At 66.1% G+C, this 24,711-nt stretch carries 26 protein-coding genes and 1 tRNA gene; 11 read left to right on the forward strand and 16 right to left on the reverse strand.

Translation table 11 applies throughout. The features are described from left to right. Positions 1–83 precede the first annotated feature (83 nt). Together AC4ELH_RS33835 and AC4ELH_RS33840 are read left to right on the forward strand one after the other, a co-directional pair. On the forward strand, positions 84–515 hold the full coding sequence (locus AC4ELH_RS33835) for a DUF4189 domain-containing protein (protein WP_064887088.1): 432 nt from the start codon (positions 84–86) through the stop codon (positions 513–515). Then, on the forward strand, positions 515–817 hold the full coding sequence (locus AC4ELH_RS33840; protein ID WP_254358791.1) for a hypothetical protein: 303 nt from the start codon (positions 515–517) through the stop codon (positions 815–817). Before AC4ELH_RS33835 ends, AC4ELH_RS33840 begins: the two co-directional genes overlap by 1 nt. 62 nt (positions 818–879) lie before the next feature. Here AC4ELH_RS33840 and AC4ELH_RS33845 read toward each other — a convergent pair whose 3' ends face one another. Both AC4ELH_RS33845 and AC4ELH_RS33850 read right to left on the reverse strand, forming a co-directional pair. Beyond that, entirely contained in the window at positions 880–1,014 is a 135-nt protein-coding gene (locus tag AC4ELH_RS33845; RefSeq protein ID WP_448442040.1) for a hypothetical protein, read from the reverse strand. Beyond that, positions 1,014–1,541 (reverse strand): DUF6611 family protein, encoded by a 528-nt coding sequence (locus tag AC4ELH_RS33850; RefSeq protein WP_448442042.1) that lies wholly within the window; start codon positions 1,539–1,541, stop codon positions 1,014–1,016. The genes AC4ELH_RS33845 and AC4ELH_RS33850 overlap by 1 nt, the downstream gene beginning before the upstream one ends. Positions 1,542–1,649: 108 nt before the next feature. Between AC4ELH_RS33850 and AC4ELH_RS33855 the strand changes: the two genes are divergently transcribed. Both AC4ELH_RS33855 and AC4ELH_RS33860 read left to right on the forward strand, forming a co-directional pair. Beyond that, a complete protein-coding gene (locus tag AC4ELH_RS33855; RefSeq protein ID WP_448442044.1) occupies positions 1,650–2,693 on the forward strand; it encodes a 4Fe-4S binding protein in 1,044 nt (347 codons plus the stop codon). A gap of 58 nt (positions 2,694–2,751) precedes the next feature. After that, positions 2,752–3,834, forward strand: coding sequence for a hypothetical protein (locus AC4ELH_RS33860; RefSeq protein WP_448442046.1), 1,083 nt, complete (start codon positions 2,752–2,754; stop codon positions 3,832–3,834). A gap of 96 nt (positions 3,835–3,930) precedes the next feature. Here the strand turns inward: AC4ELH_RS33860 and pth are convergent, their stop codons facing one another. The 8 genes from pth to AC4ELH_RS33900 form a co-directional block, all read right to left on the reverse strand. Continuing rightward, positions 3,931–4,506 carry an aminoacyl-tRNA hydrolase gene (gene pth, locus AC4ELH_RS33865; protein ID WP_064931770.1) on the reverse strand — a complete coding sequence of 192 codons (576 nt, stop codon included), beginning with the start codon at positions 4,504–4,506 and terminating at the stop codon, positions 3,931–3,933. 12 nt (positions 4,507–4,518) lie between these two features. Then, on the reverse strand, positions 4,519–5,175 hold the full coding sequence (locus AC4ELH_RS33870) for a 50S ribosomal protein L25/general stress protein Ctc (RefSeq protein WP_064959731.1): 657 nt from the start codon (positions 5,173–5,175) through the stop codon (positions 4,519–4,521). 169 nt (positions 5,176–5,344) lie between these two features. Continuing rightward, positions 5,345–6,217 (reverse strand): oxidoreductase, encoded by an 873-nt coding sequence (locus tag AC4ELH_RS33875; protein WP_448442048.1) that lies wholly within the window; start codon positions 6,215–6,217, stop codon positions 5,345–5,347. Positions 6,218–6,242: 25 nt separating this feature from the next. After that, positions 6,243–6,887, reverse strand: a complete 645-nt coding sequence (locus AC4ELH_RS33880; RefSeq protein ID WP_498889240.1) for an LpqN/LpqT family lipoprotein — start codon at positions 6,885–6,887, stop codon at positions 6,243–6,245. Continuing rightward, positions 6,884–7,225: an arsenate reductase (glutaredoxin) gene (arsC, locus tag AC4ELH_RS33885; RefSeq protein WP_064887096.1), complete on the reverse strand. Its 342-nt coding sequence runs from the start codon at positions 7,223–7,225 to the stop codon at positions 6,884–6,886. The genes AC4ELH_RS33880 and arsC overlap by 4 nt, the downstream gene beginning before the upstream one ends. Position 7,226: 1 nt before the next feature. Continuing rightward, positions 7,227–8,207 (reverse strand): ribose-phosphate diphosphokinase, encoded by a 981-nt coding sequence (locus AC4ELH_RS33890; protein WP_448442051.1) that lies wholly within the window; start codon positions 8,205–8,207, stop codon positions 7,227–7,229. A gap of 198 nt (positions 8,208–8,405) precedes the next feature. Next, the gene (glmU, locus tag AC4ELH_RS33895) at positions 8,406–9,854 is read right to left on the reverse strand and encodes a bifunctional UDP-N-acetylglucosamine diphosphorylase/glucosamine-1-phosphate N-acetyltransferase GlmU (RefSeq protein WP_498889243.1); all 1,449 of its coding nucleotides are present in this window, start codon (positions 9,852–9,854) and stop codon (positions 8,406–8,408) included. 110 nt (positions 9,855–9,964) lie between these two features. Further along, positions 9,965–10,036 (reverse strand) — tRNA-Gln (locus tag AC4ELH_RS33900). An 85-nt stretch (positions 10,037–10,121) separates the two neighbouring features. On the opposite strand from AC4ELH_RS33900, the gene AC4ELH_RS33905 reads away from it, so the two are divergent. The 3 genes from AC4ELH_RS33905 to AC4ELH_RS33915 all read left to right on the forward strand — a co-directional run bounded on the left by AC4ELH_RS33905 (position 10,122) and on the right by AC4ELH_RS33915 (position 11,590). Then, a complete protein-coding gene (locus AC4ELH_RS33905; protein WP_064887098.1) occupies positions 10,122–10,715 on the forward strand; it encodes a TetR/AcrR family transcriptional regulator in 594 nt (197 codons plus the stop codon). A 103-nt stretch (positions 10,716–10,818) separates the two neighbouring features. Further along, positions 10,819–11,268, forward strand: a complete 450-nt coding sequence (locus AC4ELH_RS33910; protein WP_498889245.1) for an SRPBCC domain-containing protein — start codon at positions 10,819–10,821, stop codon at positions 11,266–11,268. Continuing rightward, positions 11,261–11,590, forward strand: coding sequence for an ArsR/SmtB family transcription factor (locus AC4ELH_RS33915; protein WP_498889247.1), 330 nt, complete (start codon positions 11,261–11,263; stop codon positions 11,588–11,590). The genes AC4ELH_RS33910 and AC4ELH_RS33915 overlap by 8 nt, the downstream gene beginning before the upstream one ends. Positions 11,591–11,613: 23 nt before the next feature. On the opposite strand, the gene lysA is transcribed toward AC4ELH_RS33915, so the two are convergent. Beyond that, positions 11,614–12,954 carry a diaminopimelate decarboxylase gene (gene lysA, locus AC4ELH_RS33920; protein WP_498889249.1) on the reverse strand — a complete coding sequence of 447 codons (1,341 nt, stop codon included), beginning with the start codon at positions 12,952–12,954 and terminating at the stop codon, positions 11,614–11,616. A gap of 81 nt (positions 12,955–13,035) precedes the next feature. After that, positions 13,036–13,605 carry a hypothetical protein gene (locus tag AC4ELH_RS33925; protein ID WP_498889251.1) on the reverse strand — a complete coding sequence of 190 codons (570 nt, stop codon included), beginning with the start codon at positions 13,603–13,605 and terminating at the stop codon, positions 13,036–13,038. 67 nt (positions 13,606–13,672) lie between these two features. Between AC4ELH_RS33925 and mfd the strand changes: the two genes are divergently transcribed. The 4 genes from mfd to AC4ELH_RS33945 all read left to right on the forward strand — a co-directional run bounded on the left by mfd (position 13,673) and on the right by AC4ELH_RS33945 (position 20,492). Then, positions 13,673–17,293, forward strand: coding sequence for a transcription-repair coupling factor (gene mfd, locus AC4ELH_RS33930; protein WP_498889253.1), 3,621 nt, complete (start codon positions 13,673–13,675; stop codon positions 17,291–17,293). A gap of 255 nt (positions 17,294–17,548) precedes the next feature. Further along, complete coding sequence (locus AC4ELH_RS33935) at positions 17,549–18,157, forward strand: hypothetical protein (protein WP_498889255.1); 609 nt, start codon at positions 17,549–17,551, stop codon at positions 18,155–18,157. Positions 18,158–18,337: 180 nt separating this feature from the next. Further along, positions 18,338–19,486, forward strand: coding sequence for a nucleoside triphosphate pyrophosphohydrolase (locus AC4ELH_RS33940; protein WP_498889257.1), 1,149 nt, complete (start codon positions 18,338–18,340; stop codon positions 19,484–19,486). 193 nt (positions 19,487–19,679) lie between these two features. After that, the gene (locus tag AC4ELH_RS33945) at positions 19,680–20,492 is read left to right on the forward strand and encodes a serine hydrolase (RefSeq protein ID WP_498889259.1); all 813 of its coding nucleotides are present in this window, start codon (positions 19,680–19,682) and stop codon (positions 20,490–20,492) included. An 18-nt stretch (positions 20,493–20,510) separates the two neighbouring features. On the opposite strand, the gene AC4ELH_RS33950 is transcribed toward AC4ELH_RS33945, so the two are convergent. The 4 genes from AC4ELH_RS33950 to efeU are packed head-to-tail and all read right to left on the reverse strand — an operon-like array spanning position 20,511 to position 24,584. Then, entirely contained in the window at positions 20,511–21,164 is a 654-nt protein-coding gene (locus AC4ELH_RS33950; protein WP_498889261.1) for a DsbA family protein, read from the reverse strand. A gap of 12 nt (positions 21,165–21,176) precedes the next feature. After that, positions 21,177–22,496, reverse strand: coding sequence for an iron uptake transporter deferrochelatase/peroxidase subunit (gene efeB, locus AC4ELH_RS33955; RefSeq protein ID WP_498889263.1), 1,320 nt, complete (start codon positions 22,494–22,496; stop codon positions 21,177–21,179). Further along, positions 22,477–23,637: an iron uptake system protein EfeO gene (gene efeO, locus AC4ELH_RS33960; protein ID WP_064887107.1), complete on the reverse strand. Its 1,161-nt coding sequence runs from the start codon at positions 23,635–23,637 to the stop codon at positions 22,477–22,479. The genes efeB and efeO overlap by 20 nt, the downstream gene beginning before the upstream one ends. Then, on the reverse strand, positions 23,634–24,584 hold the full coding sequence (efeU, locus tag AC4ELH_RS33965; protein ID WP_448442076.1) for an iron uptake transporter permease EfeU: 951 nt from the start codon (positions 24,582–24,584) through the stop codon (positions 23,634–23,636). Before efeU ends, efeO begins: the two co-directional genes overlap by 4 nt. Positions 24,585–24,711: the final 127 nt, after the last annotated feature.

A 24,711-nucleotide genomic window follows, 5' to 3' on the forward strand; every position in this document is an offset into this window, starting at 1 on the left:
ACGCAGTCATTTGTTGGACGGCCGGTGAACTGTGCGTGACCTGTGTATTCTGACGCCGAAACTAATTTGACGAGAGGACCGGCATGGTCAAATCCCGATGGGTTTCGGCGATCCTAGGCGCAGGCGTTGTCGCCGCCGGGATTACCGCGGGCACCGCCTGGGCGGGTGGTCCCGGAGGTTACGTCGAAGACCCCGAAGACATGTTTGCGGCAGTGGGCACTGGCGAATTCGTCGACACCTTGGCTGGTTTCACCGCTACCGGTGATACCGCCGAGGAGGCCTCCGCGGCAGTGATCGCGGCATGCACGAATGCCGGCGGTGTGGAATGCACTGCCGACGAGGTGACCAACGACAACCTGTGCATCGTGTCCGTCGCCAGTCCCAGCAATCACGCGGTAGCCGGCGGAGCCGGCGCGACGGTGGAGGCTGCCCGCCAGGACGCATTCAACAAGGCGGCTGCCAACAACACCCCGCTCGATGCAGATTCCTTTGTTGTCGTATCGGCCTGCCCCTGATGAGCGAGCGGATGTCGGCCCATGTGGCGCATGACCATTCTGGTATCGCGATCGTAGCCCGGAAGGGGAAGGACATGATGACAGGTCGCGGGAAGTTTGCCTTTCTGATGGCGGGTTTGGTTGCGGTGTCAGTATTTTCGGCACCGATGGCTTCGGCTAGGCCGACCTGCCAGGAGACCGCCACCAAGACCATCTGCACGACCAACGGCAGCACATCGATCAAGGCGAGGCCCGGAACAACGGCGCCGCCCGCCAACATCCCGGTGTTCCCGTGGCTCGGAATGCCGGGGGCACGCCGCTAGGTAACCCCGTAGTACCGACCCCCGAGCGGGCGTGCCTCTGGTGGCGCGCCCGCTCGCGGCGTTTATGGAGTCGACGCGTGCACCGTGCGCTCAGCCGTATCGGCGAGCCGGTTCTGCCGAATTACGTAGCCGCGCAACATCAACAGCATCGCGGCCGGTGCCGCCATCATCGACATCACTTCGAGCATGTCCGACATCAGCTGGCCTGCTTGGTGTTTGCAGCGTGGTCGGTGCCGATCCGGTTGTAGACCTGCCACCAGATCAGCTCGTGATCGACCGCGGCGAGCTCACCGCGGTCGCGGCGTTCATCGGCTTGCAGGAGTGTCGCGGCGAGCACGACCAGGCGCTCCCGGGCACTCTGCGGTCCTGGATCGTCGTAGCCGGCCATCGTCGTGGCGCACAGTGTCCGCACCCGGTGGAAGGCGCTGCCGGACAGGCCGAGTGTGATGGCGCCGGTGGCGCAGTAGACCGCGGTGGCCACACCGAACGCAGGCCAGGGTGACATCTGCCCGCTCAGCCAGAGCTCGCACAGCAACCACACGAGCATTCCCCATAGTGGCCAGCCGCGGGCGAGTCGGACCAACCGGCGCTCTGCGGTGCTCAGGCCCGGCGGGTAGACCACCAGCCGGTAGTAGGTGATGCCGAAACGGCCGGGCCGGATCTGCACGCAACCCCATACCCGGGAGCCGTCGAGCAGTGGGGTCAGTAGCCGAATGCCGTCCATATCTCGGGTGTACCCGCTGCGCACGCGCTCGGACCGAGCCCAAACGGTTTCTTTACGGCGCGACGACGGATCCTTGCACTCTGGGTATAGTTATCTATACTCAGCTGCATGGAGCCGAAGCTTTCACCCCGCCTGGCCGATCACCCGACTGTGCGCGCGGTGCGCGCCCGCGCCGACGCAGTGGTGCCCGACGTGATCGACGCGGACTGGCTGCGGCAACTGTGTCTGGACGCCGGAGCCGACGACGTTGCCTTCGCCGCGGTGGATGATCCCGCTCTGGCCTCCGAGCGCGAACATGTCGAGGCTGCGCTGCCCGGGGTGCGCAGCTACATCTCGCTGGTGGTCAAGATGAACCGCGACAACGTCCGGTCGTCCACTCGCAGCGTGGCCAACCAGGAGTTCCACCGCAGCGGCGAGATCATCAACGAGGCCGCTCACCGGATCACCCGGGTACTCGAAGACGTCGGCCATCGCGCGGTGAACCCATCGGCCACCTTCCCGATGGAGATGGACAGATACCCGGGGCGGATCTGGGTGGTGGCACACAAACCCGTCGCGGTCGCCTCGGGGTTGGGAGTGATGGGCATCCATCGCAACGTCATCCACCCCAGGTTCGGAAACTTCATCCTGTTGGCCACCATTCTGGTGGGCTCACCGATCAACAGTTACGGTGAGCCGCTGGATTATTCGCCGTGCCTGGAATGCAAGCTGTGTGTGGCGGCCTGCCCGGTCGGCGCCATCGGGAAGGACGGCGAGTTCGACTTCGCCGCCTGCTCGGTGCACAACTATCGCGAGTTCATGGGTGGGTTCACCGACTGGGCGCAAACCATCGCCGACAGTGCCGACGCCGCCGACTTCCGCTCCCGGGTCAGTGATTCGGAGAACGCATCGATGTGGCAGAGCCTGTCCTTCAAAGCCAATTACAAGGCGGCCTACTGCCTGGCGGTCTGCCCAGCGGGGGAGGACGTGATCGAACCCTACCTCGACGACCGCAAGGAGTTCATGGACCGCGTGCTCAAACCTCTGCAGGAGAAACGGGAAACGCTGTACGTGCTGCCGAACTCGGCAGCCAAGGCTCACGCCGAGAAACGGTTTCCGCACAAGACCGTGCAGGTGGTCGCCAGTGGAATCCGCGCGCTCGACGGCAGTTGAAATCCGCCTGAGCGCAACACCAGACGTCGCTGGACCGTGGCGCTAATCTGTCGCGACGATGGCGAAGCAGGGTGAGTTCCGGCTCTGGGCGTTCGGCGACGCTCACGTGGGCACCGACAACCAGTTCGATCGGGAGAGCCTGGCCGACGCCATCCGGCAGTCGGAATACGGTGGCGCCGAGGGCGGTCCGCCGTTCGACTGGGACATCGCGGTAGACGTCGGAGACATGTCCGGCGCGCATCACAGCCTGCCCGATGACGCCGAGGGGCGGGAGGTCCGCAGGCAGCTGTCGGTGATGCGCAAGCACCGGCGCGAGGACGTGTACTCGGTGTGCGGGAATCACGATCGCAGTGGTCTTTCCGAACCCGACGCCTGGTGGTGGCAGAAATGGATCGATCCGCTGGGTGCGCACACCGCACATTCCGGGGTCGACGCCACGGCCCGGCCCTATCTCGTCAGCGGGACCTGGGAGCGGTACTCGTTTCGGGTGGGCAACCTGCTGTTCCTGATGCTGAGCGACCGCAACGAGCCGTCGCAGACGGTCGGTCGGGGCACGCTCGGGGGTAATCCCGGCGGAGTGGTGTCCGCCGAGACGTTCGAGTGGTGGGCGAACATGGTTGAGCAGAACCGTGGTTCGATCATCGTCACGGTGCACCACTACGTCCTCAAGGACACCACGGTGGCATCGGGGGAGTGGGAGGGGGTGCGCCGGGATTCGGATGGGAAGCTCCATGAGCACTACCATCGGCCGTTCCTGGAGGGGACGCCGCAAGGCGCGTCCTACCTGTACTGGGTTGGCGGCAAGCCGGATTCCGGGGCCTTCGAGCGGTATCTCACCGAACATCCGGGGGCGGTAGCGCTGTGGCTGGCGGGGCATACCCACACCAATCCCGATGACTCGTATGGCGGCAAAACCCATGTCGAGCAGGCCTGGGGTGGAACCTATTTCATGAATGTGGCGTCACTGAGCCGCCATCACATGCCGATCACGACCCTGCCGATCAGCCGGCTGCTGACATTTCGTCCGGGTAGCCACGAGGTGAGGGCGCAGTGTTATCTGCACACCGACCAGCATGCGGCGCAGGGCTGGTATGCACCGGCCGAGCGCACGCTCACTCTGGATAGGCCGTTCCGTTGGTAGCCGGTGCAGTCCGTCCGCGAGCAGACGCAAAATTGCCCATTTTCGTGTGAAAAAGGGCAAGTTTGCGTCTGCTCGCGCGAGGAAGCGCGCAGCGAATCACCAGGCGTGAACGGTGTTCTGGGCGGGCTCCAGGCCCTGGGCGATCAACAGCTCGGTGGCATCGGCGGCCTGCTCGCAGATCGTCGGCAGTTCGGTGCGTTCGGCGGCAGTGAAGGCCTCCAGCACGAACGCCGCCGGATCCTTACGGCCCGGCGGGCGGCCCACTCCGATGCGGACCCGCTGAAAGTCCTTGCTGCCCAATGCCGACGCCACCGACCGTAATCCGTTGTGGCCGCCTTCGCCGCCTCCGACCTTGAGCCGGATCCGGCCGAAGTCGATGTCGAGTTCGTCGTGGATGACCACGATGCGGCCGGGCGGCACCGAGTAGAACTTGGCCAACGGCCCGACCTGACGGCCGGACTCGTTCATGTAGCACCGAGGTTTGGCCAGTACCACCGGGGCTCCTGCGAGCCTGCCGGTGATCACCTCGGCGCCGGACTTCTTGTGCACCTTGAAGGCCGAGCCGATGCGGGCGGCCAGTACATCGGCCACCATGAACCCGACATTGTGCCGGGTCTTGGCGTAGGCGGGCCCGGGATTACCCAGGCCCACCACCAGCAGCGGCTCGGCCATCGAAAGGGGTACTTACTCGGCGGCTTCGGCAGCCTCGGCGGCCGGCTCCTCGGCCGGGGCCTCGGCGGCAGCCTCGCCGGCGCCCTCGGACTCGAGGTCCTCAGCGCTCGGGGCCTCGACGACGTTGACCACGAGCAGCTCGGGATCCGACACCAGCGAAACGCCGGCGGGCAGCTCGATCTGGCCGGCCAGGATCTGGGTGCCGGTCTCGACGCCCTCGATCGACACGGTCAGGTGCTCGGGGATCGACAGGGCCTCGGCCTCGATCTCGATGGTGTTGGTGTCCTGGGTGACCAGGGCGCCCGGGACGGCGTCGCCCTCGATGGTGACGGTGACCTCGACGGTGACCTTCTCGCCACGGCGCACGACGAGCAGGTCGGCGTGCTGGATGTTGCGGCGGATCGGGTGGATGTCCAGCGCCTTGGTCAGGGCCAGCTGCTCCTTGCCCTCGATGTCGAGGGTGAGCACGGCGTTGGTGCCCGAGTGGCGCAGCACGGCGGCGAACTCGCGGGCGTTGATCTCCAGGTGCTGGGGGTCGGTGCCGTGGCCGTACAGAACGGTGGGCACGTTGCCGTCGCGGCGGGCCTGGCGTGAGGCGCCCTTGCCGGTGCGGGTGCGCACCGTCGCGGTCAGCTTGTTGGGGATGTTCTTGGCGGCGGTCTTGGCCATGATGTTGCTCCTCTAAATTGCGGTACTGCGGTCAGATCGTCAGCACGGCAAGGGTCGCAACACTTGAAGAAGTTCCCGCCGATAACGGTGGCCCCAAAGGTCCACCCTCGCCGTGACGCCAGGTCAGGGTAGCAAAGACGGGGCCGCCACCAAAAATCCGAGCTGGGCCTTACAGCGGGTATGCCGTGTCGGTGAGCTGCTCGGACAGGTCCCACAGCCCTTTCTGGGTGTCCACCCGCCGGGCCAGCGGGCTGCGCCCCACCGGTTGGCTGGGGCCGAACTGGCCGAACCGCGGCCCGATGAAGCTGTCGCCGGGAACATCCTGGGACACCGCATAGAGCGTCTGGCGGGCGCCGAACGACGGCTCGCTGGCGAATACCCGGTTGGCGACGGCCATCATGCGGGCACCGAACTTGTTGCCGCTCTGGCCCTGCAGGTTGGTGGCCGAATAGCCGGGGTGAGCGGCCAGTGCGCGCACCTGCGATCCCGACACGGTCAGGCGGCGCTGCAACTCGGAGGTGAACATCAGGTTGGCCAGTTTGGACTGCCCGTAGGCCAGCCAGGCCGAGTACGGCCGGGACTTCCAGTTGAGATCCCGCAGATTGACCTGCCCGAAAAGGTGCATCAGCGACGACACCGTGACCACGCGGTCGGTGATCTTGGGCAGCAGCAGATTGGTCAGCGCGAAATGCCCGAGGTGATTGGTGCCGATCTGGCTCTCGAAGCCGTCGACGGTCCGGCTCAGCGGGACCGCCATGATGCCGGCATTGTTGACCAGCACGTCGACGCTTTCGACAGTGTCGGCGAACTCGCGGACCGAGGCCAGGTTCTGCAGGTCGAGTTTGCGCACCTCCACCTGCCCGCCGGTCATCGTCTCGGCGGCCGCGGTGCCCTTTTCCAGGTTGCGGACGGCAACGGTCACCTTGGCGCCGACGCGGGCCAGCTCACGGGCGGTGACGAGCCCCAGCCCGCTGTTGGCGCCGGTGACGATCACCCTGCGGCCGGAGAACGAGGGCAGGTCGGCGCTGGTCCATCCACTCATGCTGACCACCCTACGGGCGGCCCGATCACTTCTTCGCGATGTTGAAGCCCGCGATGATCGATTCGATGTCCGGTCCCTGTGCCGCAGCTTCGTCGGCGTAGGTGGTGACGGTCAGCTGGATGAGGTACCGCTGCGGGGGCTGTAACCCATCGTTGGCGATGATGACGCGGTTGTAGCTCTGCATGCGCTTGCCGTTGAGGTCGTAGCTGCCCTCGATCATCGCCGACGGGAAGCCCTTCCAGTCTGCGTCGGAAGCATTGAGCTGCTTGAAGTTCTCCGACAACTGGGCATCGGCGTACCCGTGGTCTTTGAGAGCCTTGGGCACATCGAAATCACCGTGCAAGGTGAACGCCAGCATCATCGCGGTGGGGTAGGTGTTGCCCTTGGCGATCATCCGGGTGCCCGGGGCCAGGTTCGGATTGTTGTAGGGATGCCAGCCCGGGGGGCTCGGCATGGTCACCGTCAGATGCGGGATCTTCTCGGGTGCGATGGGCTCACCGACCACGCCGGAGTCTTCCAGGTACTGCCACAGCGGCACCGGCTGGTTGTCGGCGGGGGCAGCGGGGGTCGTCGAGCTCGTGGTCCAGATCGACTTGTAATCAGGCGTTTCGGCGCCGCAACCGGTGACGAGCACCGCCAGCGCGCCGGCCGTGGCGAGCAGCCGCTTCACAGAATCTCGCGCACCGAATCGATCGGCCGGGCCAGCCGGGTGCCGTTGTCGGTGACGACGAACGGGCGCTCGATCAGGATCGGGTTCTGGGCCATCGCATCGAGCAGTTCGTCGTCGGACGCATCGGCCAAACCCAGTTCGGCGTACAGGGATTCACGTTTGCGCACCGCGGTGCGCACGTCGATCCCCGCAGCTTTGATCAGCGCGGCGATCTCGTCACGCGTCGGCGGCGTCTTCAGGTACTGCACCACCTCGGGCTCGATCCCGTTCTCGCGCAACAGATCCAGCGTCTTACGAGAGGTGGAGCACTTGGGGTTGTGGTAGATCCGTGCCGGCACGCTAGGCCGACCCGTCGAACAGTCCGGTGACCGAACCGTTGTCGAACACCGCGCGGATGGTGCTGGCCAGCAGCGGGGCGATGGACAGCACGGTCAGCTGCGGGAACTGCTTGTCCTCGGTGATCGGCAGCGTGTTGGTGACGATCACCTCGCGGGCACCGCAGTCAGCCAGGCGCTGGGCGGCCGGATCGGAGAGCACGCCGTGAGTCGCGGCGATGATGACGTCTTTGGCGCCGTCCTCGCGGAGCAGCTTGACCGCGCCGGCGATGGTGCCGCCGGTGTCGATCATGTCGTCGGTGAGGATGCAGGTCCGCCCCTTGACGTCACCGACGACCCGGTTGGCCTTGACCTGGTTGGGCACCAGCGGGTCACGGGTCTTGTGGATGAAGGCCAGCGGGACGCCGCCCAGGGAGTCGGCCCACTTCTCGGCGACACGCACGCGGCCCGAGTCGGGAGAGACGACCACCATGTCGGTGCCGGCGTACTTGTCGGCGATGTAGCCGCACAGCAGTGACTGACCGCGCATGTGGTCGACGGGACCGTCGAAAAAGCCCTGGATCTGATCGGTGTGCAGGTCGACCGAGACGATGCGGTCGGCACCTGCGGTCTTGAGCAGGTCGGCGACCAGGCGGGCCGAGATGGGCTCGCGGCCGCGGTGCTTCTTGTCCTGCCGTGCGTAGGGATAGAACGGCAGGATCGCGGTGATGCGCTTGGCGCTGCCGCGCTTGAGCGCGTCGATCATGATGAGCTGTTCCATGAGCCACTGGTTCAGCGGTGCGGGGTGGCTCTGCAGGACGAACGCGTCGCAACCACGCACAGATTCATCGAACCGGACGAAGATCTCGCCGTTGGCGAAGTCCCGCGCGGTTTGCGCGGTCACCTCGACCCCGAGCTCCTTGGCCACCTGCTCCGCCAGCTCCGGATGCGCGCGCCCCGAGAACAGCATCAGGTTTTTTCGATTGTCGGTCCAGTCCGTGGCCACTTCGCTGCCTTCGCGGTTGGGGATCGATACGGAGCAATCGTACGTAGCGTTTCTGGTAGTTCGTAGCCGGGTTACCAGATTGCCAACACGAAACTTCCCAACGGCACCGAGCTGGGTGGGGAGCAAGGCGTCCGCGGGCGACCGCCTATGCCTCGGATTGCTGCTCGATAGTGACTGCGATCCGAGGCGCAGATGTGCTCAGTCTTCGGCGGCGCGGGCCTTGCGGGCGGCTTCGGCAGCGGCCGAGCCCGGGCGCTTGCGCTCGACCCAGCCCTCGATGGTGCGCTGGGCGTTGTCCGACACCGCCAACGCGCCGGGTGGGACGTCGTCGCGGAGCACGGTGCCGGCGCCGGTGTAGGCACCGTCGCCGACGGAGACCGGCGCGATGAACATCGTGTCGGAGCCGGTGCGCACATGGGAGCCGATGGTGGTCCGGTGCTTGTTCTCGCCGTCGTAGTTGACGAAGACGCTGGACGCCCCGATGTTGCTGTGGTCGCCGATGTCCGCATCGCCGACGTAGGTCAGGTGCGGCACTTTGGTGCCCGTGCCGATGGTCGAGTTCTTCGACTCGACGAACGCGCCGAGCTTCGATTCGGCTCCGAGGATCGTGCCTGGGCGCAGATAGGCGAAGGGGCCGACGGTTGCGCCCGCGCCGATCACGGCGAGCTGGGCGTGCGTGCGCACGACCGATGCGCCGTCGCCCACCTCGACGTCGGTCAGGGTGGAGTCCGGGCCGATCTCGCAGCCGGCGCCGATCTCGGTCGTCCCCAGGAGCTGGGTGCCGGGGCGGACGACGGTGTCGCGGCCGATGGTCACGTCGACGTCGATCCACGTGGTGGCGGGGTCGACGATCGTCACGCCGGCGCGCTGGTGGCCGGCCACGATGCGGCGGTTGAGTTCGGCGCCCAGATCGGAGAGCTGCACCCGGTCGTTGACGCCGGCGACGAGGGCGCTGTCGTCGACGTGCATGGCCCGTACCGTCCGGCCGTCCTGGCGCACGATCGCGATGACGTCCGTCAGGTACAGCTCCTGCTGCGCGTTGTTCGAGCTCAACCGGCTCAGCGCCGAGCGCAGGTCGGCGATGTCGAATGCGTACACCCCGGCGTTGATCTCCCGGATGGCCCGTTGCGACTCGGTGGCGTCGGCCTGCTCGACGATGCCGATGACCTCGTTGTCCTGGGTGCGCAGGATGCGACCGTAGCCGGTGGGGTCGGGCACGGTGGTGGTCACCACGGTGGCGGCGGCGGTCGCGGCGCTGTGGGTTTCGATGAGCCCGGCCAGGGTGTCGGCATCGAGTAGTGGGACGTCGCCGGAGGTCACCACGACCGTGCCGGCAAATTCGTCGGGCAGTGAGCTGAGGCCGCAGGCGACGGCGTGACCGGTGCCCAGTTGCTGGTCCTGGATGGCGACGTCGATGGTGCGGCCCAGCTTGTCGGCCAGTTCGCCGACCGCGGGGGCGATGCGCTCCCGGTCGTGGCCGAGAACGACGACAAGATGCTGGGCGGCGGCGTTGGCCACGGTGTGGACCGCGTGGCTCAGCATGCTGCGGCCGGCCAGGGTGTGCAGCACCTTGGGGGTGTCCGAGCGCATTCGGGTCCCGGCACCTGCTGCCAGTACGACGACTGCGGCTTCGGTGGTCGACACCATCATCCCCTTCTCTGCCGGGCGACCTCCCCCGCAAGCGGGAGGTGCCCCCAGCATCCGTGCTGGCACGCCGCCAACTGTGTAATTTTGCGGTCGCTCGCCGGGATCGTGAGCTCCGTCGCCAGGACTCGAACCTGAACTATCTGAACCAAAATCAGAGGTGCTGCCGATTACACCACGACGGAATGTTCGGAAGAGACTCTAGTCGAACGGTCTAGCCTGATATGCGTGGCAGCACCCGACAAGGAAGTCAGGGCCCCCCGGGCCCGGATGACCGGCAGTGAACGGCGACAACAGCTCATTGAGATCGCCAAGTCGCTCTTTGCCGAGCGGGGCTATGAGGGGACGTCGATCGAGGAGATCGCCCAGCGCGCCAATGTCTCCAAGCCCGTAGTTTACGAGCACTTCGGTGGCAAGGAAGGTCTGTATGCCGTCGTCGTCGACCGGGAGATGTCGGCCCTGCTGGACGGGATCACCTCGTCGCTGACCAACAACCGGTCGCGGACGCGGGTCGAGCGGGTGGCGCTGGCGCTGCTGACCTATGTCGAGGAGCGCACCGACGGTTTTCGCATCCTGATCCGGGACTCGCCGGCGGCGATCACCTCGGGTACGTACTCGACGCTGCTCAACGATGCGGTCAACCAGGTGTCCTCGATTCTGGCCGGGGATTTCTCCCGTCGGGGGCTCGACCCGGACCTGGCGCCGCTGTACGCCCAGGCGCTGGTCGGTTCGGTATCGATGACCGCGCAGTGGTGGCTCGACGTCCGCGAGCCGAAGAAAGAAGTGGTGGCCGCGCATGTGGTCAACCTGATGTGGAACGGGCTGACGCATCTGGAGTCCGACCCGATCCTGCACGAGGAGTAGGTCAGCGGTTCGCTCGTACAAACTGCAACCTTGAGGTTGCAGCAACGGGTACTTATGTGCAACTCTTGGGTTGCAGCAATTCCGCCAAGAGAGGAACCCTGACATGACCACGGACTTCGACCGCATCGAGCGCGAGATCGCCATCGACGCACCGGCGCAACGCGTTTGGGAACTGGTGAGCGAACCCGGTTGGTACATCAACGAAGAACGGATCACCGAACATCAGATCGATCGTGACGGCGACGTCGCGATCGTCACCGACCCCACACACGGGAAGTTCGCCTTGCGAACCGTCACACTCGATGAGCCGCATTATGCAGCCTTCCGGTGGCACATCGACGCCGATGACCTCGACAGCTCATCCACCCTCGTCGAATTCTGGATCACCCCGGCACCATCCGGCGTGGTGCTCCGGGTTGTCGAGAGTGGGTTCGCCTCGCTCAACGAGCCCGAGGCCGACCGCCGCTCCCGGTTCGACGACCACAGCGGCGGCTGGCCGCTTGAGCTCGCCCTCGCCCAGAAGTACCTGGTGGGGGCCGCCGCCGATGCCTGAGAACGCCTCGCCGGTCGAGGTTTTCGCTGCGCTTGCCGATGACAGTCGGTGGCAGGTTCTGGTTGCCCTGGGGCGCCGGCCCGCGTCGGCGTCAGGGCTGGCAGACGAGCTCCCGATCAGCCGCCAGGCCATCGCCAAACACCTGAGAGTGCTCACCGATGTCGGCCTGGTGGTGGCCACCCGGGTCGGGAGGGAGATCAGGTACGAGACGGTGGGGGCTCGGCTCAGTGAGGTGGCGCGGCGGCTCGACGGCATCGCGGCGGGCTGGGAACGCCGGCTTGCCAGGATCAAAGACGTTGTCGAGCAGGATGGTTCAATGTAGCTGCCGGGTCTTCGCGCGAGCGCTCATCCCAAGTCCCGCGATAGCAGATCCGCCGTCGTCTCCCGGCGTACCAGCATCCGCGCGGCGCCGTCGCGCACCGATACCACCGGAGGCCGCCCGACCATGTTGTAGGTCGAGGCCATGCTGTGTTGGTAGGCGCCGGTGCAGGCCACGGCCAGCAGGTCACCGGCATGGATGTCCGCGGGCAGTTCCACATCGCGCACGATCTCGTCGCCCGACTCGCAATGGCGGCCCACCACCGTGGCCACCATCGTCGGTCCCAGCGGGTGGCGATTCGCCAGGGCCACAGTGTATTTCGCGCCATACAGGGCGACCCGCGGGTTGTCGCTCATGCCACCGTCCACCGCGACGAACGTGCGGCCGCCCGGCTGGGTCTTCACCCCGTGAACCCGGTACAGCGTCACCCCCGCTCGCGCACTGATGGCCCGGCCGGGCTCGACGACCAGACGTGGCCGCGGAAAGCGTTCGGCCGCGCACGCCCCGGTCAGCTCGTCGTCGACGACGGCGGCGAACGCGCCGATGTCGAGGGCCGCTTCCCCGCGGACGTACGGAACCCCGTGGCCGCCACCGATGTTGAGCTCCGTCAGCACCAGGCCGTGTTCGGCACGGATGTCTGCCATGGCGCCGATCAGGCGCCGCACCGCCACTCCGAAGGGGGCGGGATCGGTGATCTGCGAACCGATATGGCAGTGCAGGCCAACCAGATCGAGATTCGGGGTGGCCAGAATGCGGGCAGCGGCGCGGGCAGCCCGACGGTCGGCCAGAGCGAAGCCGAACTTCTGATCGGTCACGCCCGTGGTGACCGCCCGGTGCCCGTGGATGTCGATGTCGGGGGTGACCCGGATCAGTACCGGCTGGGGCCGGCGCACCAACCCGGCCAGGTAGGTGATCTCCATCGGCGAGTCGATCACGATCCGGCCCACCCCGACGTCGATGGCATCGCGCAGCTCGTCACACGACTTCGCGTTGCCGTGCATCACGATGCGCGCCGGGTCGACCCCGCCGGCCAGGGCTGTCGCGAGTTCGGCCGCAGAGCAGACATCCACTCCGAGGCCCTCCTCGGCGGCCCAGCGAGCGACGGCCGTGGTCAACAATGACTTGCCGGCGTAGACCACCTCGGTCTGACCGAGGGCGGCGCGGTAGCGTCGGGCACGGGTGCGGAAATCGGTTTCGTCCAGAACATAGGCCGGAGTGCGGTACTCGTCGGCGATGTCGGCCAGCGCCACCCGGCCCACAGTGATCCGACCCAACTCGTCGACACCCGTCGTCAGTGGCCAGATGTTCGGGTCGAGCCGCGGTCGGGTGGTGTCGCGAAGTGAGGGCAGGATGTCCAGCAGGGTCATGACTCCACCGTGGGCCGTGGCGGCGGACCTGTCAGCAAGCTTGACGTTTCCTTGACGTCACCGGGGCCGATCCTGACGTGTTCAGGCCCTGCCGAAGGACTTCGTCTCCGTCGCCGTCGCGATGAACCCGTTGCCTTTGACGGGATCGGCCATCCGGCAGGCGAGCAGGATGTCGTCGGTGTGCACGCACGTGGCATTGCCCGCGTCGAAGCGTTGGCCGGCCGGGAGCATCGGTACTTCGTCCGCGGTGAGGCCGTCGACCGGGCTGAGCGGCTCTGCGGTACGGGTGAAGCTCATCGGTATCGCGCCGTTGGTCGTGCCGTAACTGAACAGGTGCGCCAGGTTGGCATCGTTGGGCGCTCCGACGAAGGGGCCACGGCAATCCAGTGCGTACATCGCGCGGTGCTGGGTGGTCATGCAGGCGAAGCCGTCGGGGGTGCGAAATCCCTGGACCGGAAATCCCTGGCCTTCACGCAGGACATACTGCGTCGGATCGACGGCGGGGTAGGCGGCGAAGTCGGGGACCCCGTCCGGTCCGAGGTGCGTCGGTACTGCCTCGTGCGTGGATTCCGACGAGTGCCGGCCGGTCAGCCAGATGATCGCGAGCGCCACCGTCAGCACGACCGCGAGCGCCGCCGCCCACCGCTTCATCGGTCCATGATCTCCCCGGACAGAGCGGGACGGAGCCGAATTCCCGGCCCCGTAGAATGGCGTCATCATGACCGCACCGGGGCACAACCATGTCCAGACCCCGATCGCGGGTCTCGTCGAGCTGGCATTAACCGATCCGTCTCTGCAGGACGTCCTTCGCCGCGCCGCCGACCGGCCCGCTGATCTCGCGCTCGTCGGGCCAGCCAGCGCCCGCGTGCTGGTGGCTGCCGGGCTGGCCCAGCAGGGCCCGTTGCTGGTGGTGGCTGCCACTGGGCGCGAGGCCGACGATCTGACCGCCGAGTTGCGAGGCGTCGTCGGCGATGCCGTCGCACTGTTCCCCTCCTGGGAGACGCTGCCGCACGAGCGGTTGTCCCCGGGGGTCGAGACCGTCGCTGCCCGATTGTTGCTGTTGCGCCGGCTGGCTCGTCCCGAGGACGAGACGCTGGGGCCGCCGCTGCGGGTGGTGGTCACCACCACGCGTTCGCTGCTGCAGCCGATGGCCCCCGACGTGGTGGATACCGAGCCGGTCACGCTCACCGTCGGTGCGGAGGCCGAGTTCGAGGCCGTCGTCGCCCGCCTGGTCGACCTGGCCTACACCCGCGTCGACATGGTCGGCAAACGCGGGGAGTTCGCCGTGCGCGGTGGCATCCTCGACATCTTCGCGCCCACTGCCGAGCATCCGGTCCGTGTCGAGTTCTGGGGCGACGAGATCTCCGAGATGCGGATGTTCTCGATCGCCGACCAGCGTTCGATCCCCGAGATCCCGGTGCACAACGTCGTCGCAGTGCCATGCCGCGAACTGCTGATGACGCCGGATGTGCGCCGCCGTGCTGCGGTGCTTTCTCAAGAACACCCCACCCACGAGAACAGCGTGCCGGGCAGCGTGCCCGACATGCTGGCCAAGCTCGCCGAAGGCATCCCGGTCGACGGGATGGAGGCCCTGCTGCCGTTGCTGCATCCGGTGCAGCCGACGACGCTGACGCACCACCTCCCCGAGGGTGCCCCGGTGCTGTTGTGCGACCCGGAGAAGGTGCGGACCCGGGCCGCGGACCTGATCAAGACGGGCCAGGAATTCCTGGAGGCGTCGTGGTCGACGGCAGCCGTCGGCGGGGATGCCCCCATCGACCTCGAGGCGCTGGGTGCGTCCGGGTTCGTTCCGTTCGAGCAGGCCCGTGAGGATTCCGTGGCCGGCGGTCATCCGTGGTGGACGCTGAGCCAGCTGCCCGACGGCAAGGCCACCGAACTCGACCTGCGGCCGTCTCCATCGGCCCGCAGCCAGCAGAGCCTTGAAGAGATCTTCGCGATGCTGCGCGCCCACGTGGCCACCGGTGGCTACGCCGCGGTGGTCACCCCGGGCGCCGGTACGGCGCACCGCGTGGTGGAGCAGCTCGGCGATTCCGACACGCCTGCAGGCATGTTGGAACCGGGGACGGCACCCAAGGCCGGTGTGGTCGGGGTGCTCAAGGGGCCGTTGCACGACGGTGTGATCCTGCCCGGAGCCAACCTCGTCATCATCACCGAGACCGATCTGACCGGTAATCGGGTGACGGCCTCAGAAGGCAAAAAGCTTGCGGCCAAACGACGTAACGTCGTCGATCCGCTGGCGCTGACCGCCGGCGATCTGGTGGTGCACGATCAGCACGGCATCGGCAAGTTCGTCGAGATGACCGAGCGGGTGGTCGGCGGAGCGCGTCGTGAGTACCTGGTGCTGGAGTACGCGTCATCCAAACGAGGTGGCGGATCGGACCGGCTGTACGTGCCGATGGATTCGCTGGATCAGCTGTCGCGCTACGTCGGCGGTGAAGCGCCGTCGTTGTCGAAGCTCGGCGGCAGCGATTGGGCCAATACGAAAACCAAGGCTCGCAAGGCGGTTCGGGAGATCGCCAGTGAGCTCGTCGCGCTGTACGCCAAGCGGCAGTCCGCGCCCGGGTATGCGTTCGGTCCGGACACTCCATGGCAGAACGAGATGGAGGATGCGTTCGGCTTCACCGAGACCATCGACCAGATGACCGCGATCACCGAGGTCAAATCCGATATGGAGAAACCGGTTCCGATGGACCGGGTGATCTGTGGCGATGTGGGTTACGGCAAGACCGAGATCGCGGTGCGGGCGGCGTTCAAGGCCGTGCAGGACGGCAAGCAGGTTGCTGTGCTGGTGCCCACGACATTGTTGGCCGATCAGCATCTGCAGACCTTCACCAACCGGATGGCGGGTTTTCCGGTGACGGTCAAGGGATTGTCGCGGTTCACCGATCCGGCGGAATCGCGGGCCACCATGGAGGGAATGAAGGACGGTTCGGTCGACGTCGTGATCGGCACGCACCGGCTGCTTCAGACCGGGGTGACCTGGAAAGACTTGGGCCTCATCATTGTTGACGAGGAACAGCGCTTCGGCGTCGAACACAAAGAGCACATCAAGTCGATGCGTACACACGTCGACGTGCTCACGATGAGCGCCACCCCGATCCCACGCACCCTGGAGATGAGCCTGGCCGGCATCCGGGAGATGTCGACAATCCTGACCCCGCCCGAAGAGCGCTATCCGGTGCTGACCTATGTCGGCCCGCACGACGACAAGCAGGTGGCCGCGGCGCTGCGTCGTGAGCTGCTGCGGGATGGTCAGGCGTTCTACATCCACAACCGGGTGCGCACCATCGACCAGGCCGCGGCGCGGATTCGTCAGATGGTGCCCGAAGCCAGGGTCGTCGTCGCGCATGGACAGATGAACGAGGAGACCCTGGAGAAGACCGTCGAGGGCTTCTGGAACCGCGAGTACGACATTCTGGTCTGCACCACGATCGTCGAGACCGGCCTGGACATCTCCAACGCCAACACGCTGATCGTCGAACGGGCCGACACCTTCGGGTTGTCACAGCTGCATCAGCTGCGTGGCCGGGTGGGGCGAAGCCGCGAACGCGGATACGCCTACATGCTCTACCCGCCCAATTCACCGCTGACCGAGACCGCCTACGACCGGTTGGCCACTATCGCGCAGAACAACGAGCTGGGTGCGGGCATGGCGGTGGCCATGAAGGACCTGGAGATCCGCGGCGCGGGCAACGTGCTCGGCGCCGAGCAGTCCGGCCACGTGGCCGGGGTGGGCTTCGATCTGTATGTGCGACTGGTGGGCGAGGCTGTCGAGGCCTACCGAGCTGCTGCCGACGGGAAAACCGTTGCCACAGCGGAGGAGCCAAAGGAAGTGCGGGTCGATCTGCCGGTCGACGCTCACCTGCCGCCCGAGTACATCGGCAGTGATCGGCTGCGACTGGAGGGCTACCGGCGGCTCGCGGCGGCGACGGATGAGGACGCGGTGAAGGCCGTGGTCGACGAGCTCGTCGACCGTTACGGCCCGTTGCCCGAGCCGGTGAAGCGGCTGGTGGCGGTAGCCCGGTTGCGGCTGCTGTGCCGTGAGTACGGCATCACCGAGATCGGTGCGGTGTCGGCATCGACGATCAAACTGTCGCCGCTGGTCCTTCCCGATTCCGCGCAGTTGCGGCTCAAGCGGATGTACCCGGGTGCGCACTATCGGGCCACCACCTCGGTGGTTCAGGTGCCGATCCCGCGTGAGACCGACGGCATCGGCTCCCCGCGGATACGTGACCTCGACATTGTCCGCATGGTGGCCGGCCTGGTGTTGGTGCTCCACGGGCAGACCGAGGGCAGCATCGACATCACCGCGGGCCTGTAATTTTTTTCTCGCATCTTATTGCCTGGTCGCGGCGCCTTTCTGGCGTCTGCGCCTCACCGTATCCGCGAAGCGCTGTTAACGCACCGACACGGGGATCCGACATATATGCGGGGGGTCAAGGTATTGCGTAGTCGTCTGCAGAGAAGGCGGCGAGATCGTCGGCCATAGGGCGGTCATGCAATTTCCCAAACCGAACATCACGCGATTGACGTCTATTGGCGACAGATCGCGGTGAGGCAAGGCGAAGGAGTGACCATGAACTTCAAGAAGTTCGCAGTAACCACAACGATGGCCGGAGCACTGGGATTGGGCGCGTTTGGCCTGGGTACAGGCCTGGCGCAGGCCGTTCCGAACGTGCCCACGCCGCCTCCGGTTCCCGGTCCGGCGGTGCCCAATGTGGGCACGCCGAATGTGTATGTGCCGGGTGTCAACGTTCCTGATGTGAACGTTCCGAGCGTTAATGCTCCTGATGTGAATGTTCCAAGCGTGAATGTTCCCGATGTAAATGTGCCGACGGTGAATGTTCCCGATGTAAATGTGCCGGCGGTGAATGTTCCTGATGTGAACGTTCCGAGCGTGAATGTTCCTGATGTGAATGTTCCAAGCGTGAATGTTCCCGATGTGAACGTTCCGACCGTCAGGTTTCCCGAGGTAGATAATTTCTTCGGGCAGCCGAACGGAAACATCGCGCCGGGTCAGTTGACGAACTCACCGACCATCAACGGTGTTGCGAATCCGTTCTTCGGAATCGCGCCTGGTCAGCTCAAGACGCTGCCCACAGTGAATGGAGTCGCCAACCCGTTCTACGACGAGACGCCGGGCCACTGGGTGATCCCGGAGGGCCAGTTCCCGCCGGAGTCGTAAACCACGGCCTGTGACATGATGGCCGCCTTGCCTTCGGGCAGGGCGGCCATCCCGTGTGGCTGCCGCCCGGTGCGGGCGAATCGCCGCGTTGGCCGTGCTCACGACGTACGTCGAAGTCGGGCACAGTGTTGGTATAACCGAGATCAGCAAATCTCGTCGAAATGGAAGGGGTGGGGCTCGATGACCGTCGTATTGGTCGACCCGCGCCGCCCTTCGCTGATCCCTGTCGACGCGATCGATCTGCTCACCGGCGATGTGCAGTACACCGAGGAAATGCCCGTCAAGGTGCCGTGGTCGCTGCCGGCGGCGCGACCGGCCTATGACGGTGAAGATGCTCCCGTTCTGCTGTCCTCCGACCCGGAGCATCCCGCGGTCAAGGCCCGTTTGGCGGCCGGGGACCGGTTGATCGCCGCCCCGCGGGCGCAGGCCGGGGAGCGGCTCGTGGACGCCGTCGCGATGATGGACAAGCTGCGTACCGACGGGCCGTGGGAAAGCGAGCAGACCCACGACTCCTTGCGTCGCTATCTCCTGGAGGAGACTTACGAGCTCTTCGACGCGGTGCGCGGCGGCAATGCCGACGAGCTGCGCGAGGAACTCGGCGATGTGCTGCTGCAGGTGTTGTTCCACGCCCGCATCGCCGAGGATGCGCCCGTTCACCCGTTCAACATCGACGATGTCGCCGATTCGCTGGTGCGCAAGCTCGGCAACCGGGTCCCGGCAGTCCTTGCCGGAGAATCGATTTCCCTGGATGAGCAGCTGGCTCAGTGGGAGCAGCGCAAGGCACAGGAACAGAAGGTGAAAGCCCGCGGGTCGTCGATGGATGACGTGCCCACGGGGCAACCAGCTCTGGCACTGGCGCAGAAAGTGCTGGCCCGGGTGGCCCAGGCTGGGCTGCCCGGCGACCTGGTGCCGGTTGCGCTGACCTCGGTGGTGGTTTCTGCGGATGCCGATGCCGAGAATGATTTGCGCAGCGCGGTTTTGGGGTTCATGGATACCGTGCGGGTGGTGGAGTCCGATGTCGCGGCGGGTCGCCGTGGCGAGGACGTTCCCGAGGAACTCGACGTGACACCGCTGGGGTCGATCACCGAGGACGAGTGGCGGACCTACTGGCCGCGGGCGGTTGTCGAGCCTGAGCCCGAGCCTGATGCGGACGGCGAGCTCGGGGACGATGACGAGGATGCCGCTCCAGTCGAGGACGTCGCGGACACCGAGGAAGCTGACGCCGACGCGGATGATTCGGACTCTGAGGGCGACGCGGCCGACGACGCAGCTGAAGAGGGCGCTTCAGTCTCCGAGGGCGACGAGGCCGACGAGGGCGATCACCCTTAGCGATTGACGCCGCCCTCGTTTGTAACGTCAGGGCGGTTTCCGGCCGGTTTCTCCGCCACCACGTTACAAACGCGGGTCGCGGCGGACCGTTCTGGGCTGTTTCAACGGAGGTTCGGCCACTGCGAAGTTTGGCCCGTCCATCCTGACGGCGTGCCAGCAGCTTGCCACCTCGGGGCCCCGTTACCGTGGGGCCATGACGATGCTGCGGACCGCCACCACCGTCCTCGCGCTGGTCGTGGGAATGGTGGTTGCACCGCAGGCCCTTGCGGACTGCGCGGCCACGGGATGTGATCTGCGCTCGCGCATCGCGGCGGCAGATTCCTACCTGGCGTCGCGGCCGGGCACCGTCGGCTATGTCCTACGTGATCGCGCCGCAGGCACACGGTACGCCAATCCCAATGCGAACCAGATGATCTGGACCGCCTCGACCATCAAGCTGGCCATGGTCGTCGATCTGCTGACCCGGGAGCGTGCCGGAGCACTGCGGATGTCGGGCAATGACCGGCAGCTCATGGTGAACATGCTGCGCAACTCCGACAACGACGCGGCCGATGCGCTGTGGACCCGGTACGGCGGCGCGGACCACAAGGCGTTCAACGCCGGCTTCCCGCGCTACGGCATGACGGATCTACGGCCGCAACCGGGGTTCGGTGACATGTTCCCCTACTGGGGCTTCCAGAAGTCGACCGCCAATGATCTCGACCGGTTGATGAACTACACACTGACCCAACTGAATCCGTCCGATGCGGCCGCGGTGGTGGCCGAGATGCGACGGGTCGGCGGGGAGCAACAGTGGGGCGTCTGGGGTGCGGGGCCGTCGATGAGCCCCGGCAACAAGAACGGGTGGTCGCAGGAACAGGGCGGCTGGGTCATCAACTCGGTCGGCTTCGCCGGGCCCGATCAGCGCTACACGTTGGCGATCATGAACGGGCTCAACGGGCAGGGCGGCTACGACGACGGCGTCGCAACCACCACCCGGCTCAGCCAGATCCTGCTCGGCGCGTGACCGCGCCGCGCGGCCTCTCTATTCGGCCAGCGCCTGGTCGAACAGCGAGGTCAGATCGTCATAGCTGTGTGGCTGGATGCGCTCGCCGTTGAGAAAGAACGTCGGCGTGCCCTGCACGCCCAGGGCGCGGCCGTCGGCCACATCGAGTTGGACGCGGGCGGCGGTGGCCGGGTCGCTGTAGGACTTGTCGAATGCGGTCATGTCGAGACCGAGTTCTGCTGCGAAGCCCCGGAATACCTCGTCCGCCGGATCCTGCTTTTCGCCCCATTGATCTTGGGCGTCGTACATCTTCTTGTACATCGCCTCGAGCTTGTCCTGCTGGGCGGCGGCCTCGACGGCGCGTGCCGCTCGTTCGGCGTTGTAGTGAGCGCTGAGCGGGAAGTACCGGATGACGAAGTTCACCCGGTCGCCGTACTCAGCCCGCAGTTGCTCTATGGAGGGATACACCGCGCGACAACCTTCGCATTCGAAGTCGAGGAACTCCACAAATGTCACGTCGCTGTCGGGAACGGAGTTCAGCCGATGGCTGTTCTCACGGACCACTTGGCCGGATCCGACGGCGGCCACCGGTGGCGGGCCGCCGCGATCACGAGTCGACTGATACACGAAGACGCCGATGGCCAGCACCGCGATTGCCAGTGCGGTGAGCAGTATTCGGGTGTTGCGCGTCATCGGGTCAGTGCCTCACTCGAACAGCGTCGAACCCCAGTACCCCGAGCTGTCACCGTCACGCAGCCCGGGCGGGCAGGCGAAGATGGCTGTACCGGTGTGGGTGATGTACTCGTTGAGCAGATCCTTGCGGGACAACTCGCGCTGCATCGGGATGAATTGCTTCTCGGGGCTGCGCACGAACGCGATGAAGAACAGGCCCGCGTCCAGGTGGCCGAAACCGTCCGAACCGTCGGTGAAGTTGTAACCGCGACGCAGGATCTCGATGCCGCCGAGGTGCTCGGCCGAGGCCAACCGAACGTGTGCATCCTTGTCGATCTTCGGATCGCCCTTGCCGTCAGTGATCTCGAAATTGAGCTCGTCGAATTCCTGCTGCAACCCGTTGGGGGCGCCGCTGCCCTTCTGCCGGCCGATCACCCGTTCCTGCTCCAGAAGTGTGGTGCGATCCCAGTTCTCGATGCGCATCCGGATCCGTCGGGTGATCAGGTAGCTGCCGCCGGTGAGCCAGGCCGGCCCGTCACCCTCGCCCACCCAGACGTTCTTGTCGAGCAGATCGGTCTGATCGGACTTGAGGTTGTTCGTTCCGTCCTTGAACCCGAACAGGTTTCGTGGGGTGGCCTGGTCCCGGGTGGTCGACGAGGTACGGCCGAACCCCAGCTGTGAGTACCGCACCGCGACCGTGCCGAACCCGACGCGGGCCAGGTTGCGGATCGCATGCACCGCGACCTGGGGATCGTTGGCGCACGCCTGGACGCAGATGTCGCCCCCGCTACGGGCCGGATCCATGGTTTCGTTGGGGAACTTCGGCAGATCCTTGAGTTCGGCGGGCTGCTTGTCGGCGATGCCGAAGCGGTCCTTACCGTCCTTGCGGAAGAACGACGGCCCGAACCCGATCGTCAGGGTCAGCTGTGAGGCCGGAAGTCCCAGTGCCTCACCGGTATCCGAGGGTGGCGCATACGGATTGCCGTCCACGGCGCCGCCGTCTTCGGTCTCCTCACCGCGCGTCATCCGCTCGGCCATCTGCGTCCACTGCTTTAGCAGTGCAACGACGTCCTCGCGGTTGTCGGTGGTGACATCAAAGGAGCAGAAGTGCATCCGGTCCTGCGCCTCGGTGATGATGCCTGCCTGCCGGTCACCTCGAAACGGGACCGGCCCCTGCAGGACACCGTGCGGGACGCTGGCCGCCGAAGCGCGGCCGGCCAGCGCACCTGCGCCGGCCGCACCGACTACCGCGGCGGTGACTCCGGCCGCACCGAACAGCTTGCGCCGGGAGAATCCGGCGGACTGCTCGGCATCCGGGGTGGATTCCGGAGAATCACTGCTTGGCGATGACACCCTGTACCTGGCTCACTTCTTTGCTCAGCGCGTCGATGGCGCGCGACAGTTCCTGACGTTGCGGCTCGGTCACCTTGTCGTAGGAGACGAAGCCGTCGCCGTCACGATACTTCTCCAGCAACTTCTCGACGTCGGCGAAGCGGGCGTCCACCCGCTTGCCCAGCTCGGCGTCGCGCTCGTCGAGGATCGGCCGCACCGAGGCCACCGCGGTCTGCGAACCTTCGACGTTGGCCCGGAAGTCCCACAGATCGGTGTGGCTGAAGATGTCCTCTTCGCCGCTGATCTTGCTCATGGCGATCTCGTCGAGCAGACCCTGTGCACCACCGGCGATCTGGGTGGAGTCGATGGTCCAGTCCGGTGCCTTGACCCCGGCCTGGAGTTCCTTGACGTCGGCGATCAGCTGATCGCCGAGGGCGTTGGCGTCCGGTTGCAGGCCGGTGACCCACAGCTGCTTCTCCAGCGCGTGGAAGCCGGTCCACTTCTGCCCGGGCTCGAGGTCGGCCTCACGCAGGTCGACTCGCGGATCGAGGTCATTGGGGAAGGATTCGGCGACCGGCTCGATGCGCTCCCAGTAGACGCGCGAGGTCGGGTAGTGCGCCTTGGCCTTTTCGACGTCCTTGGCCTTGACCGCGGCGACAAATTCCTCTGTCGCCGGAACCAGGGCGTCGACCTGGCTGATCACGTAGCGCTTGTAGTTGTCGGCGGCGTCCTTGAACTTGCCCTCGGTATCGACCTGCACGGCCTCACCGGTGACCTCGAAGTTGCCGCGGATGCCCTCGCCGACCATGCCGGGCCGGCACGAGGTCTGGTACGTGCCGGGCTGGGTGAGTTGAACGATCAGCTGCCGCCGGAGTCCGGGGGAGATGTTCTCCACCTCGCCCATGACTCGCTCGCCCTCGCCGTAGACGTAGAACTCGGTGACCTTGTCGCCGGTGTTGGTGACCTCGAAGGTGCTGGGCCCGGTGGTCGCCGTCGTCCCGGACAACTTGCACTCGGTGTCGGAGGCGTCGACGGTGATCGTGCCCGCCTTGGCGTCGTCGCCGCTGGTGGTCTCCTTGGCCTGGCAGGCGCTCATCGAAATGCCGGCCAGCACCGCGGCGGTGGCCGCGAATCCGGTCTTGACGACAGGGGTCATCTTCACTTGGTCGACCTTTCGGGTGCGGTGGAGGTCTCCGGCTCGACGGTCGACTCGGAGGACGGCTCGGAAGTGGTTGAGGCGCCGGACGCGGCGCTGTGGGCGCGCAGCGGCTTCAGGAACAGCGCCAGCACCACCACGATGTAGGCCACCCACGCACCGAACTGCAGCACGGTCGGTGTGGGGTCGATGTTGAAGACGCCCTGGATGATCTCGCCGTACCAGGCCGACCAGTCGAACGCACCGCTCATGTCGAAGGCCTTGGCACTGAGCCCGGGGATCCAGCCGACGGTCTGCAGCGCCTTGATGCCGTAGGCCAGGATTCCGGCGGCCACCACGATCAGGAAGATACCGGTGTATTTGAAGAACTTGGCGAGGTTGATCCGGACGGCCCCGGCGTACATGCCGTAGGCGATCGCGGCGGCGATCAGCACACCGATGATCAGACCCATCAGCGGCCACAGCGTCTCGGCTTCGGCGTAGCCGACCATGAACAGCGCGGTCTCGACCCCTTCACGCCCCACCGCCAGGAAGGCCAGCAGTGCCACCGCCAGGCCGCCGGTCTCCAGCGCCTGCGACATGTCGCCGCGCAGCTGGCCCGACATCGAGGCCGACGCCTTCTTCATCCACAGCACCATGGTGGTGACGATGACGACGGCGATCAGTGAGGCGATGCCGGCGATGGCTTCGGCGCCCAGTCCGCTGATGGTGTTCTCACCGAACTGGATCACGAGGAAGACGGTGACGGTCATGGCAATCGCGGCGCCGACTCCCAGCCACACCCATTTGAGCGCGTCGCGGCGTTCGGATTTGACCAGAAACGCCACCAGGATCGAGACCACGATGGCGGCTTCGAGGCCTTCCCGCAAACCGATCAGGCCACTGCCGAATACCTGCGATGTGACGTTGGAGGCGGCCAGCGTGCTGGTCGGAACGTCCGAGATGACAGTCATCAAATCGTCCTCGTTCGACCGGGGTGAAAGCACCGTGAAAAATGTAGCCTTGCCTTGCCATAGCAAGGCGTGGCTCACCTTAGCAGGGGGGTCTGTGGGACCGGCTGACTTCACCTGCCGTTCTTCC

The organism is Mycobacterium shunyiense (assembly GCF_058270075.1).